This window comes from Janthinobacterium sp. C22, from assembly GCF_057919405.1.
Genome location: NZ_CP193659.1, coordinates 6,141,580 through 6,161,821, shown reverse-complemented (window position 1 = coordinate 6,161,821; position 20,242 = coordinate 6,141,580). Strand labels below are relative to the sequence as shown.

Annotated in this window: 19 protein-coding genes; 14 read left to right on the top strand and 5 right to left on the bottom strand. The window is 62.2% G+C overall.

Annotated elements, in window-relative coordinates; all coding sequences use genetic code 11:
* Nucleotides 1-72 precede the first annotated feature (72 nt).
* Nucleotides 73-429, bottom strand: coding sequence for an FKBP-type peptidyl-prolyl cis-trans isomerase (locus ACRHIG_RS28895; RefSeq protein ID WP_475414394.1), 357 nt, complete (start codon nt 427-429; stop codon nt 73-75).
* Between the two features lie 196 nt (nt 430-625).
* On the opposite strand from ACRHIG_RS28895, the gene ACRHIG_RS28890 reads away from it, so the two are divergent.
* The 7 genes from ACRHIG_RS28890 (at nt 626) to ACRHIG_RS28860 (ending at nt 9,055) form a co-directional block, all read left to right on the top strand.
* On the top strand, nt 626-1,597 hold the full coding sequence (locus ACRHIG_RS28890; RefSeq protein WP_489628739.1) for a YVTN family beta-propeller repeat protein: 972 nt from the start codon (nt 626-628) through the stop codon (nt 1,595-1,597).
* Between the two features lie 11 nt (nt 1,598-1,608).
* Complete coding sequence (locus ACRHIG_RS28885) at nt 1,609-2,445, top strand: polysaccharide deacetylase family protein (protein ID WP_489628738.1); 837 nt, start codon at nt 1,609-1,611, stop codon at nt 2,443-2,445.
* Entirely contained in the window at nt 2,442-3,482 is a 1,041-nt protein-coding gene (locus ACRHIG_RS28880; protein ID WP_489628737.1) for a sterol desaturase family protein, read from the top strand. The genes ACRHIG_RS28885 and ACRHIG_RS28880 overlap by 4 nt, the downstream gene beginning before the upstream one ends.
* Nucleotides 3,482-4,309 carry an EI24 domain-containing protein gene (locus tag ACRHIG_RS28875; RefSeq protein WP_489628736.1) on the top strand — a complete coding sequence of 276 codons (828 nt, stop codon included), beginning with the start codon at nt 3,482-3,484 and terminating at the stop codon, nt 4,307-4,309. Before ACRHIG_RS28880 ends, ACRHIG_RS28875 begins: the two co-directional genes overlap by 1 nt.
* Nucleotides 4,310-4,340: 31 nt before the next feature.
* On the top strand, nt 4,341-5,126 hold the full coding sequence (locus ACRHIG_RS28870) for a competence/damage-inducible protein A (protein WP_489628735.1): 786 nt from the start codon (nt 4,341-4,343) through the stop codon (nt 5,124-5,126).
* Between the two features lie 503 nt (nt 5,127-5,629).
* The gene (locus ACRHIG_RS28865) at nt 5,630-8,617 is read left to right on the top strand and encodes a transglycosylase domain-containing protein (RefSeq protein WP_489628734.1); all 2,988 of its coding nucleotides are present in this window, start codon (nt 5,630-5,632) and stop codon (nt 8,615-8,617) included.
* A 57-nt stretch (nt 8,618-8,674) separates the two neighbouring features.
* Nucleotides 8,675-9,055, top strand: a complete 381-nt coding sequence (locus ACRHIG_RS28860) for a hypothetical protein (RefSeq protein WP_489628733.1) — start codon at nt 8,675-8,677, stop codon at nt 9,053-9,055.
* On the opposite strand, the gene ACRHIG_RS28855 is transcribed toward ACRHIG_RS28860, so the two are convergent.
* Entirely contained in the window at nt 9,052-9,657 is a 606-nt protein-coding gene (locus ACRHIG_RS28855) for a glutathione S-transferase family protein (protein WP_489628732.1), read from the bottom strand. The two genes, ACRHIG_RS28860 and ACRHIG_RS28855, sit on opposite strands and share 4 nt — an antisense overlap.
* 131 nt (nt 9,658-9,788) lie before the next feature.
* On the opposite strand from ACRHIG_RS28855, the gene ACRHIG_RS28850 reads away from it, so the two are divergent.
* Nucleotides 9,789-11,135 (top strand): TAXI family TRAP transporter solute-binding subunit, encoded by a 1,347-nt coding sequence (locus tag ACRHIG_RS28850; RefSeq protein ID WP_489628731.1) that lies wholly within the window; start codon nt 9,789-9,791, stop codon nt 11,133-11,135.
* Between the two features lie 13 nt (nt 11,136-11,148).
* Here ACRHIG_RS28850 and ACRHIG_RS28845 read toward each other — a convergent pair whose 3' ends face one another.
* From ACRHIG_RS28845 to ACRHIG_RS28835, 3 genes are all read right to left on the bottom strand, one after another.
* A complete protein-coding gene (locus tag ACRHIG_RS28845; protein WP_475414384.1) occupies nt 11,149-11,433 on the bottom strand; it encodes a helix-turn-helix domain-containing protein in 285 nt (94 codons plus the stop codon).
* Nucleotides 11,430-11,780 carry a type II toxin-antitoxin system RelE/ParE family toxin gene (locus ACRHIG_RS28840; protein ID WP_489628730.1) on the bottom strand — a complete coding sequence of 117 codons (351 nt, stop codon included), beginning with the start codon at nt 11,778-11,780 and terminating at the stop codon, nt 11,430-11,432. Before ACRHIG_RS28840 ends, ACRHIG_RS28845 begins: the two co-directional genes overlap by 4 nt.
* A gap of 157 nt (nt 11,781-11,937) precedes the next feature.
* On the bottom strand, nt 11,938-12,399 hold the full coding sequence (locus tag ACRHIG_RS28835; RefSeq protein ID WP_489628729.1) for a rhodanese-like domain-containing protein: 462 nt from the start codon (nt 12,397-12,399) through the stop codon (nt 11,938-11,940).
* A 385-nt stretch (nt 12,400-12,784) separates the two neighbouring features.
* Here ACRHIG_RS28835 and glnA point away from each other — a divergent pair, with 385 nt between their 5' ends.
* The 6 genes from glnA to ACRHIG_RS28805 all read left to right on the top strand — a co-directional run bounded on the left by glnA (nt 12,785) and on the right by ACRHIG_RS28805 (nt 20,106).
* The gene (gene glnA, locus ACRHIG_RS28830) at nt 12,785-14,200 is read left to right on the top strand and encodes a type I glutamate--ammonia ligase (RefSeq protein ID WP_070219258.1); all 1,416 of its coding nucleotides are present in this window, start codon (nt 12,785-12,787) and stop codon (nt 14,198-14,200) included.
* 171 nt (nt 14,201-14,371) lie between these two features.
* Entirely contained in the window at nt 14,372-14,854 is a 483-nt protein-coding gene (locus tag ACRHIG_RS28825) for a DUF4124 domain-containing protein (protein WP_128140903.1), read from the top strand.
* A 5-nt stretch (nt 14,855-14,859) separates the two neighbouring features.
* Nucleotides 14,860-15,948, top strand: coding sequence for a nitrogen regulation protein NR(II) (gene glnL / locus ACRHIG_RS28820; protein WP_070291140.1), 1,089 nt, complete (start codon nt 14,860-14,862; stop codon nt 15,946-15,948).
* 48 nt (nt 15,949-15,996) lie between these two features.
* Nucleotides 15,997-17,487 (top strand): nitrogen regulation protein NR(I), encoded by a 1,491-nt coding sequence (ntrC, locus tag ACRHIG_RS28815; protein WP_489628728.1) that lies wholly within the window; start codon nt 15,997-15,999, stop codon nt 17,485-17,487.
* Between the two features lie 145 nt (nt 17,488-17,632).
* Nucleotides 17,633-18,598, top strand: coding sequence for a magnesium/cobalt transporter CorA (gene corA / locus ACRHIG_RS28810; protein WP_034760218.1), 966 nt, complete (start codon nt 17,633-17,635; stop codon nt 18,596-18,598).
* A gap of 134 nt (nt 18,599-18,732) precedes the next feature.
* Nucleotides 18,733-20,106, top strand: coding sequence for an ATP-binding protein (locus ACRHIG_RS28805; RefSeq protein WP_475417429.1), 1,374 nt, complete (start codon nt 18,733-18,735; stop codon nt 20,104-20,106).
* The last annotated feature ends 136 nt before the right edge of the window (nt 20,107-20,242 follow it).

Sequence of the window (20,242 nt, the reverse complement as noted above, 5' to 3'; positions counted from 1 at the left end):
ACAAAAAGCGCCGCCGCTGCTTGCACAGGGGCGGCGCCAGGCGCAATCGATGGATCGCGGCCTGCTCGGTTCTTATACGCCCAGCAGTTCGACGTCGAAAATCAGGGTGGCGTTCGGTGGAATCACGCCGCCGGCGCCGCGTGCGCCATAGCCCAGTGCCGCAGGGATGATCAGCTGGCGCTTGCCGCCCACTTTCATGCCTTGCACGCCTTCGTCCCAGCCCTGGATGACGCGGCCTGCGCCCAGCGGGAATTCGAATGGGTCGTTGCGGTCCTTGCTCGAGTCAAATTTCGAACCGGCGCTGCCGTCGTCGTTTTGCAGCCAGCCCGTGTAATGCACGACAACATTGTTGCCGGCTTGCGCTTCAGCGCCTTCGCCGACGACGGTATCGGTGTATTGCAGGCCGGAAGCGGTAGTGGTGGTGGTCATGATAATCCTTGTGTAGGCGATGAAAGCTACAGATTGTAGAGCAATGAGTTGCAAAGCGCCATTCCAGGCCCGGCGCAGGGGAAAATGGGGAAATGACGGCGAGTGTGGCTGCCGCTTGCATTTAAGGGGGAATTCACACAATAAATACAGTGTTCCACGTAAAATGCATGTTTTGTATTTAACAGTGATTTCTTCCATGTTCCGCAGTCTACGCCGCCTTGTTTTTTCCTCGCTGTGCCTGGTTTCCGCAATATCGACGGCGCAAGCCGAAGTGGTGGTGGTACTCAATTCCCGTGATGCTACGGTGCAACTGCTGGACCAGAAAACCTACGCCCCCCTGTCCACCTTTGCCGTCGGCAAGGAACCGCATCATCTGATGGAGACGCCGGACGGCAAGTCGCTGATCGTCGCCAGTTCCGTCGGCAACGAACTGATCTTCCTCGACCCCGTGTCGGGCCAGATCCAGCGCCGCATCAGCAACATCCTCGACCCCTACCAGATCGGCTTTTCGCCGGATCAGAAGTGGTTCATCTCGAACTCGCTGCGCCTGGACCGCATCGACCTGTACCGCTACGACGGCAAGAACCTGACCCTGGCCAAGCGCATCCCGCTGCCGAAGCTGCCCAGCCACATGGCCTTCACGGCCGACAGCAGCATGGCGTTCATTACGCAGCAGGGCAGCAACCAGGTCAGCGCCATCGACCTGGCCACGCAGACGGTGAAATGGACCATGCCCGTCGGCCCGGCGCCGGCCGGCATCACGATGACGCCCGACGGTAAGTATTTGCTGGTCGGCATCATGGGCAGCGATTACGTGGAAGTGATCGACTGGCGCACGCAAAAGACCGTCAAGCGCATCAAGGCGGGCGCCGGCACGCATAATTTCCGCGCGCTGGGTGACAATCGCATGACGTTCGTGTCGAACCGCGTGTCGAACACGATCAACATCATCGACCAGCAAACCCTGGAAAACGTGGGCACCATCAACGTGCCCGGTGGCCCGGACTGCATGGAAATCACGCCCGATGGCAAGACCATGTGGGTGACATTGCGCTGGATCAAGAAAGTGGCCGTGATCGATTTGACCACGCGCAAGGTGATCAAGACGATCCCCGTGGGCCGCTCGCCCCATGGCGTATATTTCGCCACGCACTCACCGCGCATGTGATGACGGGTGTGATGATGAAACGCCTGATTTCCGCAGGCCATGTGCCCGCCATGCTGCTGTGCGCCGGCACCATGCTGACGGCCGCGCATGCCGCCGCACCTGCCGCAGCTGTACCAGCCGTATCTTCGGCGCAGGACGCCTGCAAGGGCACGATCTACATGACCTTCGACACGGGCAGCCAGTCGCAAGCGCAACTGATCGCCGACGTGCTGAACAAGCGCCATGTGAAGGCAACCTTCTTCCTGGCCAATGAAAAGACGACGCGCGGCGACTATTCGCTCGATGCCTCGTGGGCGCCGTATTGGAAAGCCCGGGTTGCCGAAGGCCATGCGTTCGGCACGCATACGTTTGACCACGTGTACTGGAAGAAGGATCTGGCCAACGGCTTGATCCAGGTCAAGCCCCAGTTCGGCAAGGATGGCGGCAAGCTGGCGTCTTTCACCGATCAGCAGTTCTGCGAGGAATTGCGCCGCGTCGATACGCGCTTCCAGGAACTGACGGGCCGCAAGCTCGACCCGTTCTGGCGTGCGCCGGGCGGCTATACGTCGCCGCGCACCCTGGCGGCCGGCAGCGCCTGCGGCTACCAGCATGCGGGCTGGGCGCCGGCGGGGTATTCCGGCGATGAACTGCCCAGCGATAAGTATCCAAACGCCATGCTGCTGAAAAAGGCGCTGGCGAACTTGCGCAGCGGCGACATCTTCATTGCGCACATGGGCATCTGGTCGCGCAAGGAGCCGTGGGCGCCGGCCAACCTCGATGCCTTGATTTCCGGCCTGCAAGACAAGGGTTTCTGTTTTGCCACCCTGCGCGAGCATCCTGCCTACGCGCAGAAGAAGGGCCAGCCATGATCGCCGCCGACATCCTCAGTTTCGTCACCCCGGCGATCGACGCCGTGGTCGATGCGTTTGGCGTAGCGCAAGGCTGGCTGTTCCAGACTGTGGTGAATCCCCTTGTGTATCACCTGGGCTTTGGCGAATTCACGGAAGAGGCGTTCGAAGGCACGGAATGGCTGCTGATCGGCCTGTGCGAACTGGTGCTGCTGTTTCTCGTGCTGCGCCCGCTCGAAGCCTGGATACCCGCGCAAAAGATCACGGACCCGCGCGCCCGCTGGAACGATTTTATTTACACGGTGCTGCACCGCATCGGCCTGTTTTCCGTGCTGGTCTTCTTCACGCTCGATCCGCTGATGGATGCATTGGCAGGCGCCTTGCGCTTCGACAATATCCATCCATTCAACCTGGAATCCTTATTGCCCGGCATCAGTCCCTTGCTCAGTTTTATCATTTATTTTGTGATACTGGACTTCGTCGACTATTGCTATCACCGTGCCTCGCACCATTTCGGCTGGTGGTGGGGCTTGCACAGCCTGCATCACAGCCAGCAAAACATGAACTTGTGGAGCGATGACCGCAATCACTTGCTCGACGACTTTTTGCGCGACGTGGTGATGGCGCTGGTGGCGCTCGGTATCGGCGTGCCGCCGGGCCAGTACGTGCTGCTGGTCTCGATTTCGCGCATCCTGCAAAGCTTGCAGCATGCGAATGTGAGGATACACTTCGGCCGCATCGGCGAGCGGCTGCTGATCTCGCCCCGTTTCCACCGCACGCACCACGCCATTGGCGTGGGGCACGAGTCGAAAGGCAAGGGCAGCCTGGGTGGTTGCAACTTCGGCGTGGTCTTGCCGATTTGGGATATGCTGCTGGGCACCGCGAATTTCTCGGCGGGCTATGCGCGCACGGGCGTGCGCGACCAGCTGGCCCGCATCGATAGCAAGGGCATGGGCCGGCCGGGGCGCAACTATGGCCGCGGCTTCTGGCAGCAGCAATGGCTGGGCTTGCGCCGCATGGTCGAATTTGCAAGAATCAAACGAAAAGGACGCCGTTGATGCGTAATGTGCTGAATTCGTATGGCCGTGCCTTCCTGTCGCAATTGCACGGCAGGATATTGCTGTTGAGCATAGCACCGTTCATCCTGTCACTGATCCTGTGGGGCGCCCTGCTGTACGTGGGCTTGCAGCCGCTGATCGACAGCCTGCATGCGCTGTTCACGCAGTATGACTTCTTCCGCACCAGCGGCCAGGTGCTGGCCACCTTCGGCCTGGGCATGCTGAAAGCGGTGATCGTGCCCCTGATCGCCATGTTCATGCTGCTGCCGCTGATGATCTTGACGGCGCTGATCTTCATGGGCCTGTTCGCCATGCCGGCCATCGGCCGCCACATCGGCGGGCGGCATTTTCCGCAGCTGGAAAAGAAGCATGGCGGCAGTCTGCTGGGCAGCGTCGCCACTTCGCTGGTCACGTTCTTGCTGTTCATCATCGTCTGGGTGCTCATGCTGCCCCTGTACGCGTTTCCGCCGGCCGCGCTGGCGGGGCAAGCCGTGCTGTGGGGCTGGCTGACCTACCGCGTGATGGCGTATGACGCCATGGCCGATTACGCCAGCGCGGAAGAGCGCCACGCCATCATGCGCACGCAGCGCTGGCCCCTGCTGGCCATCGGCATGGTCTCCGGCGCGGCCGGCGCCGTGCCGGGCATGCTGTGGATGGGCGGCGTGATGTCGGTGGTGTTCTTCCCCTTCCTGGCGGCGTTCGCCATCTGGCTGTATGTGCTGATCTTTATCTTCACGGGTCTGTGGTTCCAGTATTACTGTCTGGAAGCATTGGCGCGTTTGCGGGGCGTACGCGGCATGACCGACGTGGCGCCGGCGGACGCCTGACCATTTTTATTGCATTCTACGAGGAAGCTTCATGGCTATCGGATTGATCATCATCGGCGACGAAATCCTGTCGGGCAAGCGCACGGACCAGCATTTCCCGAAAGTCGTGAGCATGCTCAAGGCACGCGGCTTGCAACTGAGCTGGGCGGAATACGTGGGCGACGAACCGGCCCGTCTGGTCGCCTTGCTCAAGCGCAGCTTTGCCAGCGGTGACATCGTCTTCAGCTTTGGCGGCATCGGCGCCACGCCGGACGACCATACGCGCCAGGCGGCCGCCGATGCGCTGGGCTTGCCGCTGGTGCTGCATCCGCAGGGCAAGTTCAATATCCAGCAACGGATCACGGAAATGGGCGAGGAGGCGGGCGTGCCGGCCGATTTGAACTCGCCGGAAAACCTGCACCGCCTGAAAATGGCGGAATTTGTCGAAGGCGCCGAGCTGATTCCGAATCCGTACAACAAGATTGCCGGCTTTGCCGTGCGCGAACATTATTTCGTGCCGGGCTTTCCTGTCATGTCCTGGCCCATGATCGAATGGGTGCTCGACACGCATTACAGCCATTTGTTCAACCAGGTACCGCATGCGGAACATGCCTTGCTCGTGTACGAAACGGCCGAATCCCTGCTGACGCCGCTGATGGTGCGTCTGGAAGCGGAGTTTCCGCTGATCAAGGTATTCAGCCTGCCCAGCGTGGGCGATGCGCAGACGCGCCGGCATATCGAACTGGGCGTCAAGGGCGAGCCCGCGCAGGCGGCGGCCGCCTTTGCCGAGATGCGCGCCGCGCTCGATACCTTGCAGGCGGAATACACCACCATCTGACATGCCGCCAGCCCGGCGCCGGCGGCTTTTTCGCTGGCGTCCAGCCCGCCTTGCATCTATGTACGCAAGCGTACATTCCAAGACGTTGTTTTTTTGCGAAAATCTTCAATGAAGCAAGATTTTTGTGCGCGCTCGTCAGTCGTTCTCATGCCGATGTGGTGGAATGGTGAACAGGGGCCTTGCGTGTCGAACGCGGGGCCGCCTGCCTGTGCAGTAGCGCGTTTTTTGATTCACTGGTATGGACATCATGTTAAGCAAGCTTTGTTGTGACCGGCTCTTGCCGGCCCTCGTCTTATCCTGCGCGGAGCGGTATCGCTGCCGCCTTTTCCGCGCCGTCCAAACCCAACTTTACCCCAGCATCCCATGAAAGACACAGGCGTCAACCTGGCCGCGCAAGAGCGGCCCCCTCTGATCCACTCTCCGACACGGGCGCCGAGGCGCCGCCGCCGGCGAGCCCGCCGAAGAGGCGCCGTTCGCGCATCTGGCCGATCTTTGCCATCATCGTGCTGGCGCTGATCGCCGGCGTGGCGTGGTTCGTCATGCGCGAAGTGCGCACCTCGGCCCTGCAGGCCGAGTTTTTCACGCGCCTGGACCGCCAACTGGCGTTCAAGGTCGAGCCAGGCCCGGCACCGGCGGGCGCCATCCGCTATCCGCAGCACGGCCCGTATGACGAGCGGCTCGGCTATGCCAGCCTGCCCGACTTCATCACCAAGCTGAATGCGCGCGACTATGCCGTCACGGCGCAGGCGCGCATGTCGCCGAAAATGGTGCAACTGGTCGACCGGGGCATCTTTGCCACGTATCACGAGAAAAACCGCGCCGGGCTGACCATCCTCGATTGCCGCGCCGCGCCCCTGTTCGCGGCCAGCTATCCCGAGCGCATGTTCGACGGCTTTGCCGAAGCGCCGCCCGCGCTCGTGCAAAGCCTGCTGTTCATCGAAAACCGCGAATTGCTCGATCCGGGCACGCCCGAGCGCAATCCCGCCGTGGAATGGGACCGCCTGAGCAAGGCCATCCTCGACAAGGCACTGAACCTGTTCGGCGGCCACCGCGGCGGCGGCGGCAGCACCCTGGCCACGCAGATCGAGAAATACCGCCATTCGGAAGACGGGCGCACCAGTTCCATGCAGGACAAGCTGCTGCAGATGATTTCGGCCAGCCTGCGCTCGTACCAGGATGGTGAAAACACCATGGAAGCGCGGCGCAAGATCGTCGTCAACTACCTCAATACCGTGCCGCTGTCGGCAAAGAGCGGCTTTGGCGAAGTCAACGGCATCGGCGACGGCATGTGGGTCTGGTATGGCCGTCCGTTTGCCGAAGTGAAGACATTGCTTAGCGGAAAAATGGACCAGCCGGGCAGCGCGCTGGCCTACAAGCAGGCGCTGAGCCTGCTGATCGCGCAGCGCCGTCCTTCGCATTATCTGGTGGCCGGCGGCGCCGACCTGGAAGAATTGACCAACAGCCACCTGCGCCTGCTGGCGCAGGCGGGCGTGATCTCGCCGCAACTGCGCGATACGGCCATCGCCGAGAAGCTGCGTCCATCGACGGCGTCCGGCGTGCAATCGGAAGCGTCGACCTCGTTCGTCACGCGCAAGGCCTCGAATGCCGTGCGCAACCACCTGGCCAGCATGCTGGGCGATCCGCGCTTGTACAACCTCGACCGCCTCGACCTGAAAGTGGTCAGCACGCTCGACGCGCAGGCGCAAAACGCCGTCACCAAGGTCTTGCGCGAGCTGCGCGACCCGGAAGTGGCGAAAGCGGCCGGCCTGACGGGCAAGGGCATGCTGGGCAATGGCGACCCCGCCAACGTGGTCTACAGTTTTACCTTGCTGCAAAAGGGAGAGCAGGCCAACTTGCTGCGCGTGCAGACGGATAACTTTGACCAGCCGCTCGACATCAACGAAGGCGCCAAGCTGGACCTCGGTTCCACGGCCAAGCTGCGCACCCTGGTGACGTATCTGGACATCATCGACCAGCTGCACCAGCGCTACAGCGGCATGGGCGCCGCCGAACTGGGCAAGATTGCCGTCGATCCGAAGGACATGCTGTCGCAGTGGGCGATTGCCTACTTGAAACCTTTGCCGCTGGGCGAGGCGCGCAACTTGCCGGCCATGCTGGCGGCTGCCATGGAACGCAAATATTCGGGGAATCCCGGCGAAGGCTTCTTCACGGGCGGCGGCTTGCACCATTTCGGCAACTTCTCCAAGCTCGACGACAGCCGCATCATGACGGTGCAGCAGGCGCTGCGCCAGTCGACCAACCTGGTCTTCGTGCGCCTGATGCGCGACGTGGCCCGCTACTACATGTTCTCGCGCCCCGATTCTTCGGCCTCGCTGCTGGCGGACGCGGACGATCCGCGCCGTGCGCAGTACCTGAGCCGCTTTGCCGACAAGGAAGGGCGCGAATTCCTGCACCGCTTCTACCAGAAGTACCGCGGCAAGAGCGTTGACGAGCAGGAAAAGATTTTATTGGCCAGCATCCGTCCGACGCCCGTACGCCTGGCGAATATCTTCCGCACCGTCAATCCGAAGGGCACGGTGGCGGAATTCGGCGATTTCCTCAACGCCAACCTGCCGTCGCAAAACGAAGTGCCGCCCGAGCGGGTCGCCAAGATGTACCAGCAGTACGCGATGGAAAACTGGTCCTTGGCCGACCGCGGTTATCTGGCGAATGTGCATCCGCTGGAACTGTGGATGGTGGCGTATCTGCGCCAGCATGAAGGTTCCACCCTGACGCAGATGGTGGCGGCCAGCGAAAAGGAACGCCAGGAAGTGTATAAATGGCTGTTCAACACGCACCGCAAGCATGCGCAGGACCGCCGCATCGCCAACTTGCTGGAAGTGGAAGGCTTCCTGGAAATCCACCGCCAGTGGAAGAAGATGGGCTACCCCTTCGATTCGCTGGTGCCGTCGTATGCGACCACCCTGGGCGCGTCTGCCGACCGTCCCGCCGCGCTGGCCGAGTTGATGGGCATCATCATCAACGATGGCGTGCGCAAGCCGAGCGTGCGCATCGATTCCATGCATTTCGCCGCCAACACGCCGTATGACACCATGGTCAAGCGGGGCAGCAAGGTGGAAGCGGAGCAAGTGTTGTCGCCGGACGTGGCCAAGGCCGTCGCCAAGGCCATCCGCGAAGTCGTGTCCGACGGTACGGCAAAGCGGGCGAAGACGGCGTTTGTCGGCGCCGACGGCGTGCCGATCCCGATGGGCGGCAAGACGGGCACGGGCGACCAGCGCTTCGACGTGTATGGCGCCGGCGGCCGCCTGATCGAGTCGCGCTATGTGAACCGCTCGGCCACGTTCGTGTTCAATATCGGCGAGCGCTTCTACGGCAGCATGACGGCGTATGTGCGCGGACCGGAATCGAAGAACTACGATTTCACCAGCGCCTTGCCCGTGCAACTGCTGGTGTCGCTGGCGCCGAGCTTGATGCCGCTGATCGAGCCGCCCGCGCCGGCCGAGGGCGTGGCGAAGCAGTGCACGAATTAAGGTCTTTTTGCAGCTGAAAGCCGGCCTTCACGGGCCGGTTTTTTTGAGGGAGTGCAATTGGACAAGACGCAGCAGATTTTTCAGCAATATCACCGCTTTGACGATGGCGCGCTCGTGTCCATCGAACAGCGGTATCAGCCCGGGGGCGTGCAGGCCGTGCGCATCGTCTTGTACGCAAGAAATCATGCGCTCGATGGCAATGTCTGGCGCAACGTCGCCATCACGGTGGGCGAGGTACGGGAAGTGCTGCTCAGGACGCCGGGCAACTTCATCAACCGCATCTGCTGCGGCGTGAAGCTGCTGCGTTTCGGCGACGCCTGGTGCGTCGATGTCGACGGCACCTATACGCACGACGATCCGGCGACCCTGGACGAGGTGCGCCGCGATGGCGACTGTTATGTCATCGGCGGCACGGTCGAGGCCATCGAACTCGATTAGCCGGCAAACACGGCCGTTTTATCTTCCAGGCGCGCGTAATACGCGGCAATGGCCGGATATGTTGGGCGCTGCATGGGCGCCATCAGCCAGCGCTTGACGGACAGGCCCAGCACGATATCCGCCAGGGTGAACTGTTCGCCGCAGACGAAGGCGCCCGTGTGCTGCAGCTGCTGCTCCAGCACGCCCATCATCTTGTTCCATCCGGCAATACCGGCCGCCAGCTGCGCCGCATCCTGGTGCGCGGGGCTGTGGCGCACCAGCGACATGAAGGCGTAGCGCCAGCTGTTGTTCAAATCGCCCATTTGCCAATCCATCCATTTTTCCACTTCCGCGCGGGCGCGTGGCGTGCTTGGAAGCAAGTCGTCGCGGCCCGCCTGGGCGCACAGGTAGCGGCAGATCGTGTTCGATTCCCACAGCACCAGGTCGCCATCGAGCAGCACGGGCACCATGGCGTTCGGGTTCAGTGCCAGGAAAGCCGGGTCGTCGGTACTGCGAAAGCCGCTGCCCCAGTCTTCGCGTTCGTAGGGCAGGTCGAGTTCCTCGCACGTCCACAGGACTTTGCGGACATTGATCGAAGCGGCTTTTCCAAGAATTTTCAGCATGCGGGGCTCCAGAGGGCAGGTGATCGATCTGCCACTGTAGCGGATTTGGCCACGCCGCGCATGTGAAAGTGCCTTGCATAGTTGAGGTTTTCTTGGCATCGTAGCCACCCATGAAACCTATGCGCCACCACATGTCCAAAATCCTCGCGTTCAGCCGCTTTTCCGTGCGCGATTTCCTCGCCACCGCCGGTCCCACCCTGCTGCTGGTCGGCGCATTCTGCGCGCTTGCCTACTGGCTGGTCGACCCGGCGCCGCCGCGCCAGGTGAGTTTGTCGACGGGACAGGACAATAGCGCGTACGAAGAGTTCGGCAAGAAATACGCGGCCACCCTGGCCAAGCACGGCATCAAGGTGACCTTGCAGCCGTCGCTGGGTTCGCAGGAAAACCTGCAGCGCCTGAACGCGGGCAAGACCGATATCGCCTTCGTGCAAAGCGGCTCGACCGAGCACGCCGATGCTGAACGGCATGGTCTCATCTCCCTGGGCAGCCTGTTTACGGAACCCGTCTGGCTGTTCTTGCGCGAAGACAAGGCGGTGACGGAACTGACGCAATTGAAGGGCATGAAGATCAACCTGGGGCCGGAAGGCACGGGCGTGCCCAGCCTGTTCCGGCAGTTGCTGTCCGTGAATGGCGTCGAAGCGAGCGAGCTGACGGTCAGTGCCTTGCAAAACACGCCCGCCACGGTGGAGCTGCTGGAAGGGCGCATCGACGGCCTGGTGTTCAGCTCGGCGCCGGAAGCGCCGCTGATCCAGATGCTGCTGCAAACGCCGGGCATCAAGCTGTTTGATTTTTCGCAAGCGGAGGCGTACACGCGGCGATTGCCTTTCCTCACGCATGTCGTCTTGCCGCGCGGTATCGTCGACCTGGGCAAAAATATCCCGGCGCAGGATTATCATTTGATCGCGCCGACCGCCACCCTGGTCGCGCGCGAAGACTTGCATCCGGCCCTGGTCGATCTGTTCGTGCAGGCGGCGGCCGGCATCCATGGCGGCACGGGCTGGTTCCAGCAGCAGGGGCAATTCCCGTCCGCGCGCTACACGGAAATTCCCGTCGCGCCCGAAGCGCTGAAATTCTACAAGGATGGCGCGCCCGTGCTGCAGCGCTATATGAGTTTCTGGCTGGCTAATTTCTTCGACCGCATGTGGGTGCTGGTGGTGGCGCTCGGCGCCTTGATATTGCCCCTGTCGCGCGTGGTGCCGCCCCTGTACGTGTGGCGCATCCGCTCGCGCGTGTACCGCTGGTATGGCCAGTTGCGCACGGTGGAGCAGGCGCTGGAAGACGTGCCGCAGGAGCAGCGCGCACAGGTGTATGCGGAGCAATTGAAGCGGCTGGACCAGATCGAGGACATGGTCAACCAGATCTCGATTCCCCTGTCATTCGCCGATGGCCTGTATGGCTTGCGCAGCCATATCAATTTCGTGCGCAAGCGCATCTTGACCCTGATGGGCGAGCATCCAGAGGCAGGCGAAGCGGCCTGAGCGCTTAACTTGCTTAAACGAGGGTGACCGACAGCTTGCGCCCAAGCAGCGCGGCGGCGCGCTCCAGGGTGGAGAGCGTCACGTCGCTGCCGGGGTCGAGCAGGCGGTCGAGCTGCGAGCGGCTCGTCTGCAGCAGGGCCGCCATGCGCGTCTTCGACAGCGATTGCGCCTGCATTGCCTGCGTCAGTTGCCAGGCGATCACTTCCTTGATGGCGCGGGTTTGCGTTTGCTCGAAGATGCCTTCCTCTTTTAAAAAGTCGTCGAGGCTGCTGCCGAGATGGGGAGCGGTGGCGTTCATGTCAGTTCCTTGTGGCGTTTGCGGGCCAGCGCCAGATCGTCTTCCGGCGTCGTCCGGGTTTTCTTGATAAAGCCGTGCAGCGCCACCAGGCAATCGCCGTGATGGCAGATCAGCACGCGCGCGATGCGGTTGCCGGGCAAGCTGCTGCGCACTTCCGACAGGCCGTGCCCGAGATGCCGGCACAGGGGCATGCCCACGGGCCAGCGCCATTGCGCATGCATCAAGTCTTGCCCGATCACATGGCGTTCCTCGATGGGGAGCGACTTGAGCCAGTCGCGCACGGGTTCGCCGCCATTGCCGTTCGCGTAGAACAGCAGGGTAATCTGCCGCAGGCCGGAAGCATCCATGACGCACCTCTACGTTGTACTATATAAGGTACATATTCGCAAGGAGAATTTGCGCCGCAATGGAGGAAAACGGGCGCGCATGGATGGTTGTAGCCGATGACGGGCCATCGCGTGGCCCGCCAGATCAAACACTGTTCAGATAGTCAGGCGACCAGCGTCAGGCGCCCAGCCACGGCAGCCCGGCCTTGCACCAGCCGCCGATCTGTTTGCGGTGGCCGTCCGCATCCTTGTCGCCCTCAAACCCTTCAAGGATATCGAAGCAGTTGATATAGCCGTGCTCGGTGGCCAGCTTGGCGGCATGGCGCGAGCGCACGCCCGAGCGGCACAGGAACAGCAGCACCTCGTCCTTGCCGGCCTGGGCCGCCAGCTGCGCAAGAAAGTCGGGATTCGGCATGCCGCCCGGGTAGGTGGCCCACTGCACCGCACCATGCTGGGTATCGGCGATGTCGACCCGGCCGACCCAGTCGCGCTCGGCATTCGTGCGCACGTCGATGAGCTTGGCGGCTGCGTCCAGCTGCAGCAGCTCGTACGCTTCCTGCGGCGTCACGGCGCCGGCATACGGCGTACCTTCATTGGCCCGGCTGCGGGCGGTGGTCAGGATGTCGGCGGCGGTAGTCATGGCGTCCTCGATGAAAGTGGGATGGTGTGTACGATTATAGTGCGCCCTTCGCGCACCGCAAACGGGAAACCACGGTGCCCGGCGCATGCACCACAACGAGGCATTTTTCAAGAATGCGCACAAAATGCACGATAATGGTGCGTTATTTGTTTTTTGCACTTGCATAGTGCATTCTTGATTTGACGCAAACTCAGCAGGAAAATTGCGGGCACGAAAACTTTCATTGGGATGGCAGCCATTTTGCCGCCGGCGCCAGGCGGCTCCGGGAGCTGGCATGGAATCTGCTATGATCCTTATGAGTTTTGGTGGCACGCAATGTTTGCTTCGCTTCATCAGCCCAGACGCACTAAGGTCGGCTCACCCCACATTCATTTAGGAGATACGCATGGCAATGACAGCCGCAGAAGTCTTGAAGATGGTAGAAGAAAACGAAGTCAAATTCGTTGATTTCCGCTTTGCTGATACCCGTGGTAAAGAGCAGCACGTGACGGTTCCCGTGTCGCACTTCGACATGGACAAATTCGAGTCGGGCCACGCCTTTGACGGTTCTTCGATCGCTGGCTGGAAAGGTATCGAAGCGTCCGACATGATCTTGCTGCCGGATCCAAACACGGCCAATATCGACCCGTTCATGGAAGAAACGACCTTGTTCATGCAGTGCGACGTGATCGAACCGTCGGACGGCAAGGGCTACGACCGCGACCCGCGCTCGATCGCGAAACGCGCCGAAGCCTATCTGAAATCGTCGGGCATGGGCGACACCGCCTACTTCGGCCCTGAGCCGGAATTCTTCATCTTCGACAGCGTGCGCTGGAAGATCGACATGTCGGGCTGCTTCGTCAAGATCGGTTCGGACGAGGGTTCGTGGTCGACCGGCAAGGATATCGAAGGCGGCAACAGCGGCCACCGTCCTACCGTCAAGGGCGGCTATTTCCCCGTGCCACCAGTGGACAGCTTCCAGGACATGCGTTCGGAAATGTGCCTGATCCTGGAATCGCTGGGCATCCCGGTTGAGGTACATCATCACGAAGTGGCCGGCGCCGGCCAGAATGAAATCGGCACCAAGTTCTCGACCCTGGTCGAGCGCGCCGACTGGACGCAAAACCTGAAATACGTGGTGTGGAACGTGGCGCACAGCTATGGCAAGACCGCCACCTTCATGCCGAAACCTATCGTTGGCGACAACGGTTCGGGCATGCACGTGCATCAATCCGTATGGAAAGATGGCAAAAACCTGTTCGCTGGCGACGGCTATGCCGGCCTGTCCGATTTCGCCCTGTACTACATCGGCGGCATCATCAAGCACGCCAAGGCGCTGAACGCGATCACCAACCCTGGCACCAACTCGTACAAGCGTCTGGTACCAGGCTACGAAGCGCCGGTGAAACTGGCGTACTCGGCGAAAAACCGTTCCGCCTCGATCCGTATCCCGCACGTGGCCAATCCAAAAGGCCGCCGCGTCGAAGCGCGCTTCCCGGATCCACTGGCGAATCCGTACCTGTGCTTCGCCGCACTGCTGATGGCCGGCCTGGACGGCGTTGCCAACAAGATCCATCCGGGCGAAGCCGCCTCGAAAGATCTGTACCATCTGCCGCCGGAAGAAGACGCACTGATCCCTACCGTGTGCGCTTCGCTGGAAGAAGCACTGGAAGCCCTGGACAAGGACCGCGAGTTCCTGACCCGTGGCGGCGTGTTCAGCGATTCGATGATCGACGCGTACCTGGAACTGAAAATGCAGGACGTGCAGCGCATGCGCATGACCACGCATCCTGCCGAGTTCGACATGTACTACTCGCTGTAATGGCGCCACGCCGGCAACGTGCCGGTAGTGAATAAAAAACGCGGGTGAGGCGATGGTCTTGCCCGCGTTTTTGTTATGGCGCCACAGTGCCTTGTTGTATAGTCGGCCCAGGAACGATGCGGCATGTGCCGACAGGAGTAGAGATTGACCAAGCATTACAGAATGGCGCTGATGGCAGGATTGCTGGGCGCGGCGGCACAGGCGCACGGGCAGTTGTATGTGTGCGCCGATGCGCAGGGACACAAGACGTACACGGACAAGCGGGCTGGCGCGCATTGCCAGCTGCTCGATTTACCGGGCGCCATGACGGAGCCGCCCCGCAAGACGGCGCCGCTGGCCGGCGCGCCTGCCCGGCCGGCCACACAGGCGGCGGCCACGGCGGCGCCGGCCGCCGGCGCGTTTCCCAAGGTCGATGGCGCCGAGCAGCGCGCGCGCGACCTGGACCGGCGCCAGATCCTGCAGGACGAATTGCGCAGCGAAGAGCAGAAACTGGCGGCGCAGCGCCTGGAATTTAACGGCGGACAACCCGAGCGCCAGGGCAACGAGCGTAACTATGCGAAATACCAGGAACGGGTGGCGCAGCTGAAGGACAACATCAGCCGGACACAGCAGAACGTCGAGGCCCTGAAACGCGAGATCGCGAATATTCGGTAAAGCACATGACACTAGACAACCATTCCAGCCGTCCCGCCCACCTGGCAGGCCTTGATCTGCTCGCTTCAGCCGTGATCCTGCTCGATGGCGACGGCCGCATCAGCTATGCCAACGCGGCGGCGGAAAACCTGCTGGAAAGCTCATTAAAGGCGCTGTCGCGGCAAAAGCTGACGGCGCTGTTCCTCAACCCCGAGGAGCTGGCCGGCATCTGCGCGCAGGCGCTCGAACATAAATTTTCCGATTTGCGCCAGGACCTGAGCCTGGAACGGCTGGGGCGCGAGCCGCTGCGCGTGCACAGCATCGTCAGCGCCCTCGACGCACCGCGCGACGGCGTGCTGATCGAGTTGCGCGAGAACGTGCAGCAATTAAAACTTGACCGCGAGGAGCGCATCCTCGACCAGAGCCAGGTCAACAAGGAGCTGATCCGCAACCTGGCGCATGAAATCAAGAACCCGCTGGGCGGCATCCGCGGCGCGGCCCAGCTGCTGGAGCTGGAATTGCCGGCCTTGCACCTGAGCGAATTGCGCGAATATACGCAAGTCATCATCAAGGAAGCGGACCGCCTGCAGACGCTGGTCGACCGCCTGCTGGCGCCGCACCGCCGCCCGCACATCGTGGGCGACGTGAATATCCATGAAGTGTGCGAAAGGGTGCGCAGCCTGATCCTGGCCGAGTTTCCCAGCGGACTGACCATTTCGCGCGATTACGACGCCTCGATCCCCGAGTTTCGCGGCGACAAGGAGCAGCTGATACAGACCGTGCTCAACATCGCGCATAACGCGGCGCAGGCGCTGGCCGAGCGCATCGAGGCGGGTGACGCGGAGCTGATTTTCAAGACGCGCGTGGCGCGCCAGGTGACCCTGGCCAAGGTCCGCTACAACCTGGCATTAGACTTGCATATCATTGACAATGGACCGGGCATCGCACCCCAGATCCGCGACCGGATTTTCTACCCGCTGGTGTCGGGCAGGGAAGGCGGCAGCGGGTTGGGACTGACCTTGGCGCAAACCTTCGTGCAACAGCACCTGGGCGTGATCGAGTGCGAAAGCCGGCCTGGATACACCGATTTCAGGATCGTTCTCCCCTTGCCATAAGCGAGGCAGTATCCCACCCATGAAATCCATTGCGGGACGCACACACTAATGAAGCCAATCTGGATAGTTGACGACGACGAATCAATCCGCTGGGTGCTGGAAAAAGCCCTGGCGCGGGAAAATCTCGCCACCAAGAGTTTTGCCAATGCGCGCGACGCCATCGCCGCGCTGGAATTTGACACGCCGCAAGTGCTCGTGTCCGACATCCGCATGCCGGGCGCGTCCGGCCTGGAATTGCTGCAGACGGTCAAGTCGCGCTTTCCCGGCTTGCCGGTCATCATCATCACGGCCTTTTCCGACCTCGATTCGGCCGTCGCGGCCTTCCAGGGCGGCGCTTTCGAATACCTGGCCAAGCCCTTCGACATCGACAAGGCCGTCGAGCTGATCCGCCGCGCGCTGGAAGAAAGCCTGCGCGAGACCAGCGTCGAATCGGGCCCGTCGGAAACGCCGGAAATCCTCGGCCAGGCGCCGGCCATGCAGGAAGTCTTCCGCGCCATCGGCCGTTTGTCGCAATCGAATGTGACGGTGCTCATCACGGGCGAATCCGGTTCCGGCAAGGAACTCGTGGCGCGCGCGCTGCACAAGCACAGTCCGCGCGCGGCGCAACCGTTCATTGCCCTGAACACGGCGGCGATCCCCAAGGATTTGCTGGAATCCGAACTGTTCGGCCATGAGCGGGGGGCGTTCACGGGCGCGCAGACGACGCGCCGGGGCCGCTTCGAGCAAGCCGAGAACGGCACTTTGTTCCTCGATGAAATCGGCGACATGCCGTTCGACCTGCAGACGCGTTTGCTGCGCGTGCTGTCCGACGGCCATTTCTACCGCGTCGGCGGCCATCAGCCCATGAAAGCAAACGTGCGGGTGATTACCGCCACGCACCAGAACCTCGAGCAGCGCGTGCGTGACGGCCTGTTCCGCGAAGACTTGTATCACCGCCTGAACGTGATCCGCTTGCGCCTGCCCAGTTTGCGGGAGCGGCGCGAGGATATCCCCATCCTGGTGCGCCACTTCCTGGTGCAAAGCGCGCGCCAGCTGGGCGTGGAAGCCAAGCGCATGAGCGAGCCGACGATGCAGTTCCTCAGCAGCCTCGATTTGCCCGGCAATGTGCGCCAGCTGGAAAATCTGTGCAACTGGATCACCGTCATGGCGCCGGGCCAGACGGTGGAAATCAAGGACTTGCCGCTGGAATTGACGCAGGGACAGGGCGATGGCGCAGCCGGCGCGGCGGCGGGCGAGACCGTACCCGCAGCCGTTGCCCATCCGCAGGGCGGCCAGGTCTTCGAAGCGGCCGCGCCCGCCAACGGCGCGCCGCCGGGATGGATCGGCTTGCTGGAATTGCAGGCGGCCGGCATGCTGGGCGCGGGACAGCAGGAAGTCATGGCCGTGCTGGGGCGGCAATTCGAATCGGCCCTGATCAAGACGGCGCTCAAGCATACGCACGGGCGCAAGAACGACGCCGCCGTGCGCCTGGGCATCGGCCGCAACACCATCACCCGCAAGATCTCCGAGCTGGGCATCGACGGCGCCAAGGACGACTGATTGCCGTCCGGACGGGGCCCCGCCCCGTCCGCTTCCCTTCCTGGCGTCCCTGGCACGCCACAACACCCACAACAATGGCTGGCGATAAGGTAAGCTGGCGCCTGCCGGACTGTTTCGTCCGGTCTTCATTTGATTGTGGAACTGTATGCTCATAAACTGCGTGGCCTACCAGGATGGCAAAAAACTGGCCGACTTGCCGATCGACGATATCAGCGATTACGTCGAGCGCCCCGATTGCTTCGTCTGGGTGGCCCTGCTCGACGCCACGCCGGACGAGCTGAAACAGATGCAGCATGAGTTTTGCCTGCACGAACTGGCGGTGGAAGACGCGCAGCGGGGCCACCAGCGCCCGAAGATCGAGGAATATGGCGATTCTCTGTTTGCCGTGGTGAAAACCGTGGAAATGGTCGAGAATGAACTGGTATTGGGCGAAGTCGACATCTTTGTCGGCGCCAATTACGTGCTTTCGTCGCGCAGCAACAGCTCGCAAGGTTTCCTGGGCGTGCGCGCGCGTGCCGAGCGCGAACCGCACTTGCTGCGCCAGGGCTCGGCCTTCGTGCTGTACGCGCTGATGGACGCCGTCGTCGACCGTTACTTTCCCGTGCTCGACGCGCTGGAATCGGAGCTGGAACTGATCGAGGACCGCATCTTCGACCGGGGCACCGAGCGCGACAATATCGAGCGGCTGTATCAATTGAAACGCAAGGTCATGGTCTTGCGCCACGTGGTGGCGCCCCTGATGGAAGCGGTGGGCAAGCTGCACGGCGGACGCGTGCCGCCCCTGTGCCACGATACCCAGGAGTATTTCCGCGACGTGCACGACCATCTGGCGCGCATCAACGGCACGCTCGACACCATCCGCGACACGATCAGCACGGCCATCCAGGTGAATCTGTCGATGGTGGCCATCGACGAGAGCGAAGTGAACAAGCAATTGGCGGCCTGGGCCGCCATCTTTGCCGTGTTTACCGCGTTTGCCGGCATCTGGGGCATGAACTTCAAGTTCATGCCGGAACTGGACTGGCATTATGGCTATCCGGCCGCCGTGGCAGTGATGAGCTGTGTCTGCGGTTATATGTATTACTTGTTCAAGCGTTCCGGCTGGCTATAAAAATTTCCTGTGTATCTGTATTATTAAACAATAGCCAGGGGTACAATCGCGGCAAGTCCGTTGACCCGGGCCTTTGCTGAGGATCGCCGCGCCGGCAGCTTTGCCTGCGCTTCCCGTGCCGCGCAGGAGCATTCATGAGTATTCCGTTGTTCGATGTGAATTCGCAAGAACCCCTGTTCGATCCCGAGCAGCGGCGCACCCTGGCGGAGGCGGCCCTGCGCTCGATCACTGCCTCGACGGCGCACGCCCGTGGCGACGACTTCCTGCGCATCCTCGTCAAGGACCTGGCCGAAGCGCTCGACGTGCACTATGTGATCGCCGGGCGGCTGGTGCGCATGGACGATGGCAGCGAGGGCATCCGCACCCTGGCCCTGTGGGGCGGCGACGGCTACCAGCCGAACATCGAATACAGCCTGCAGCACACGCCTTGCCAGGACGTGACCTGCCAGAGCATGTGTTTTCACGGCAGCGATATCCAGCGTCGCTTTCCACTCGATACCCTCCTGGTCGACATGCATGCGGAAAGCTATGTCGGCATGCCGCTGATCGATACCGATGGCAAGACCCTGGGCATCCTGTCGGCCATCGACACGCGTCCCATCGATGAAAACAAGCGCTTGCTGGCCCTGCTGCTGCTGTCGATCTTCTCGGCGCGCGGCGCGGCCGAGCTGCAGCACCAGGAGCGCACCCAGCAGCTGGAAGAAATCGTGCGCGTGCGCACCGAATCGCTGCTGGCGGCGCAGGCCAACCTGATCGAGCAGGAACAGATGGCGGCCCTCGGTTCGCTGGTGGCGGGCGTGTCGCACGAGGTCAACACGCCCATCGGCGTGGCGCTGACGGCGGCGTCGAGCATGGGCAGCTATGCCGACCAGCTGGTGCAGCTGCTGGGCGGCGCCAAGGTCAGCCGTGCCGAACTGATCGACATTGCCGAATCCCTCAAAGGCGCGGCGGCATTGATTGAGCGTAACCTGGCGCGCGCCGCCGACCTGATCGGCAATTTCAAGCAGCTGGCCGTGGACCAGGTCAGCGAGTACGTGGCCGACCTGGCGCTGCACGACTACGTGCACGGCCTGGTGTCGGCGCACAGTCCGGAACTGCGCAAGGCGGCGCTGGGCGTGGAACTCGATATCGCGCCCGATTGCCAGGTGCGCCTGGCGGCCGGCAAGCTGTCGCAAATCCTCTCGAACCTGCTGATGAACAGCGCCCGCCACGGCTATCCGCAGGGCGGGCCGGGGCGCATCACGATACGTGCGCGCATCGAGGCGGACGAGGATGATGCGGCCTTGCGCTGGCTGCTGCTGGACTTTTCGGACGACGGCATCGGCCTGGCGCCGGCCGTGCGCGAACACATGTTTGAACCGTTTTTCACCACCAAGCGTGGCCAGGGCGGCTCCGGCCTGGGCATGCACATCGTCTACACCATCGTGCAGCAACTGGGCGGCCAGGTGTGCGCCATCGACTGCACTCCCGGCTGTCATATACAGATCAGGCTGCCGCTGGCCAGTTGATACCGCGCGGCCTCCCGGCTAGCCGGGAGAAGCCACTCCATCCCTTTTTGCCCTGCTTTTCATATGTTGTATGTACGCCATACGCATGCTGAGTTCTGTTGACACTCATATTCTTGCTGTGATTCTATGTAGTTGT

Bases quoted from the DNA above. Each gene is read 5' to 3' on its own strand.
- ACRHIG_RS28895 (WP_475414394.1), bottom strand. From the start codon at position 429: ATGACCACCACCACTACCGCTTCCGGCCTGCAATACACCGATACCGTC.
- ACRHIG_RS28890 (WP_489628739.1), top strand. From the start codon at position 626: ATGTTCCGCAGTCTACGCCGCCTTGTTTTTTCCTCGCTGTGCCTGGTT.
- ACRHIG_RS28885 (WP_489628738.1), top strand. From the start codon at position 1,609: ATGATGAAACGCCTGATTTCCGCAGGCCATGTGCCCGCCATGCTGCTG.
- ACRHIG_RS28880 (WP_489628737.1), top strand. From the start codon at position 2,442: ATGATCGCCGCCGACATCCTCAGTTTCGTCACCCCGGCGATCGACGCC.
- ACRHIG_RS28875 (WP_489628736.1), top strand. From the start codon at position 3,482: ATGCGTAATGTGCTGAATTCGTATGGCCGTGCCTTCCTGTCGCAATTG.
- ACRHIG_RS28870 (WP_489628735.1), top strand. From the start codon at position 4,341: ATGGCTATCGGATTGATCATCATCGGCGACGAAATCCTGTCGGGCAAG.
- ACRHIG_RS28855 (WP_489628732.1), bottom strand. From the start codon at position 9,657: ATGCTGAAAATTCTTGGAAAAGCCGCTTCGATCAATGTCCGCAAAGTC.
- ACRHIG_RS28850 (WP_489628731.1), top strand. From the start codon at position 9,789: ATGTCCAAAATCCTCGCGTTCAGCCGCTTTTCCGTGCGCGATTTCCTC.
- ACRHIG_RS28845 (WP_475414384.1), bottom strand. From the start codon at position 11,433: ATGAACGCCACCGCTCCCCATCTCGGCAGCAGCCTCGACGACTTTTTA.
- ACRHIG_RS28840 (WP_489628730.1), bottom strand. From the start codon at position 11,780: ATGGATGCTTCCGGCCTGCGGCAGATTACCCTGCTGTTCTACGCGAAC.
- ACRHIG_RS28835 (WP_489628729.1), bottom strand. From the start codon at position 12,399: ATGACTACCGCCGCCGACATCCTGACCACCGCCCGCAGCCGGGCCAAT.
- glnA (WP_070219258.1), top strand. From the start codon at position 12,785: ATGGCAATGACAGCCGCAGAAGTCTTGAAGATGGTAGAAGAAAACGAA.
- ACRHIG_RS28825 (WP_128140903.1), top strand. From the start codon at position 14,372: ATGGCAGGATTGCTGGGCGCGGCGGCACAGGCGCACGGGCAGTTGTAT.
- glnL (WP_070291140.1), top strand. From the start codon at position 14,860: ATGACACTAGACAACCATTCCAGCCGTCCCGCCCACCTGGCAGGCCTT.
- ntrC (WP_489628728.1), top strand. From the start codon at position 15,997: ATGAAGCCAATCTGGATAGTTGACGACGACGAATCAATCCGCTGGGTG.
- corA (WP_034760218.1), top strand. From the start codon at position 17,633: ATGCTCATAAACTGCGTGGCCTACCAGGATGGCAAAAAACTGGCCGAC.
- ACRHIG_RS28805 (WP_475417429.1), top strand. From the start codon at position 18,733: ATGAGTATTCCGTTGTTCGATGTGAATTCGCAAGAACCCCTGTTCGAT.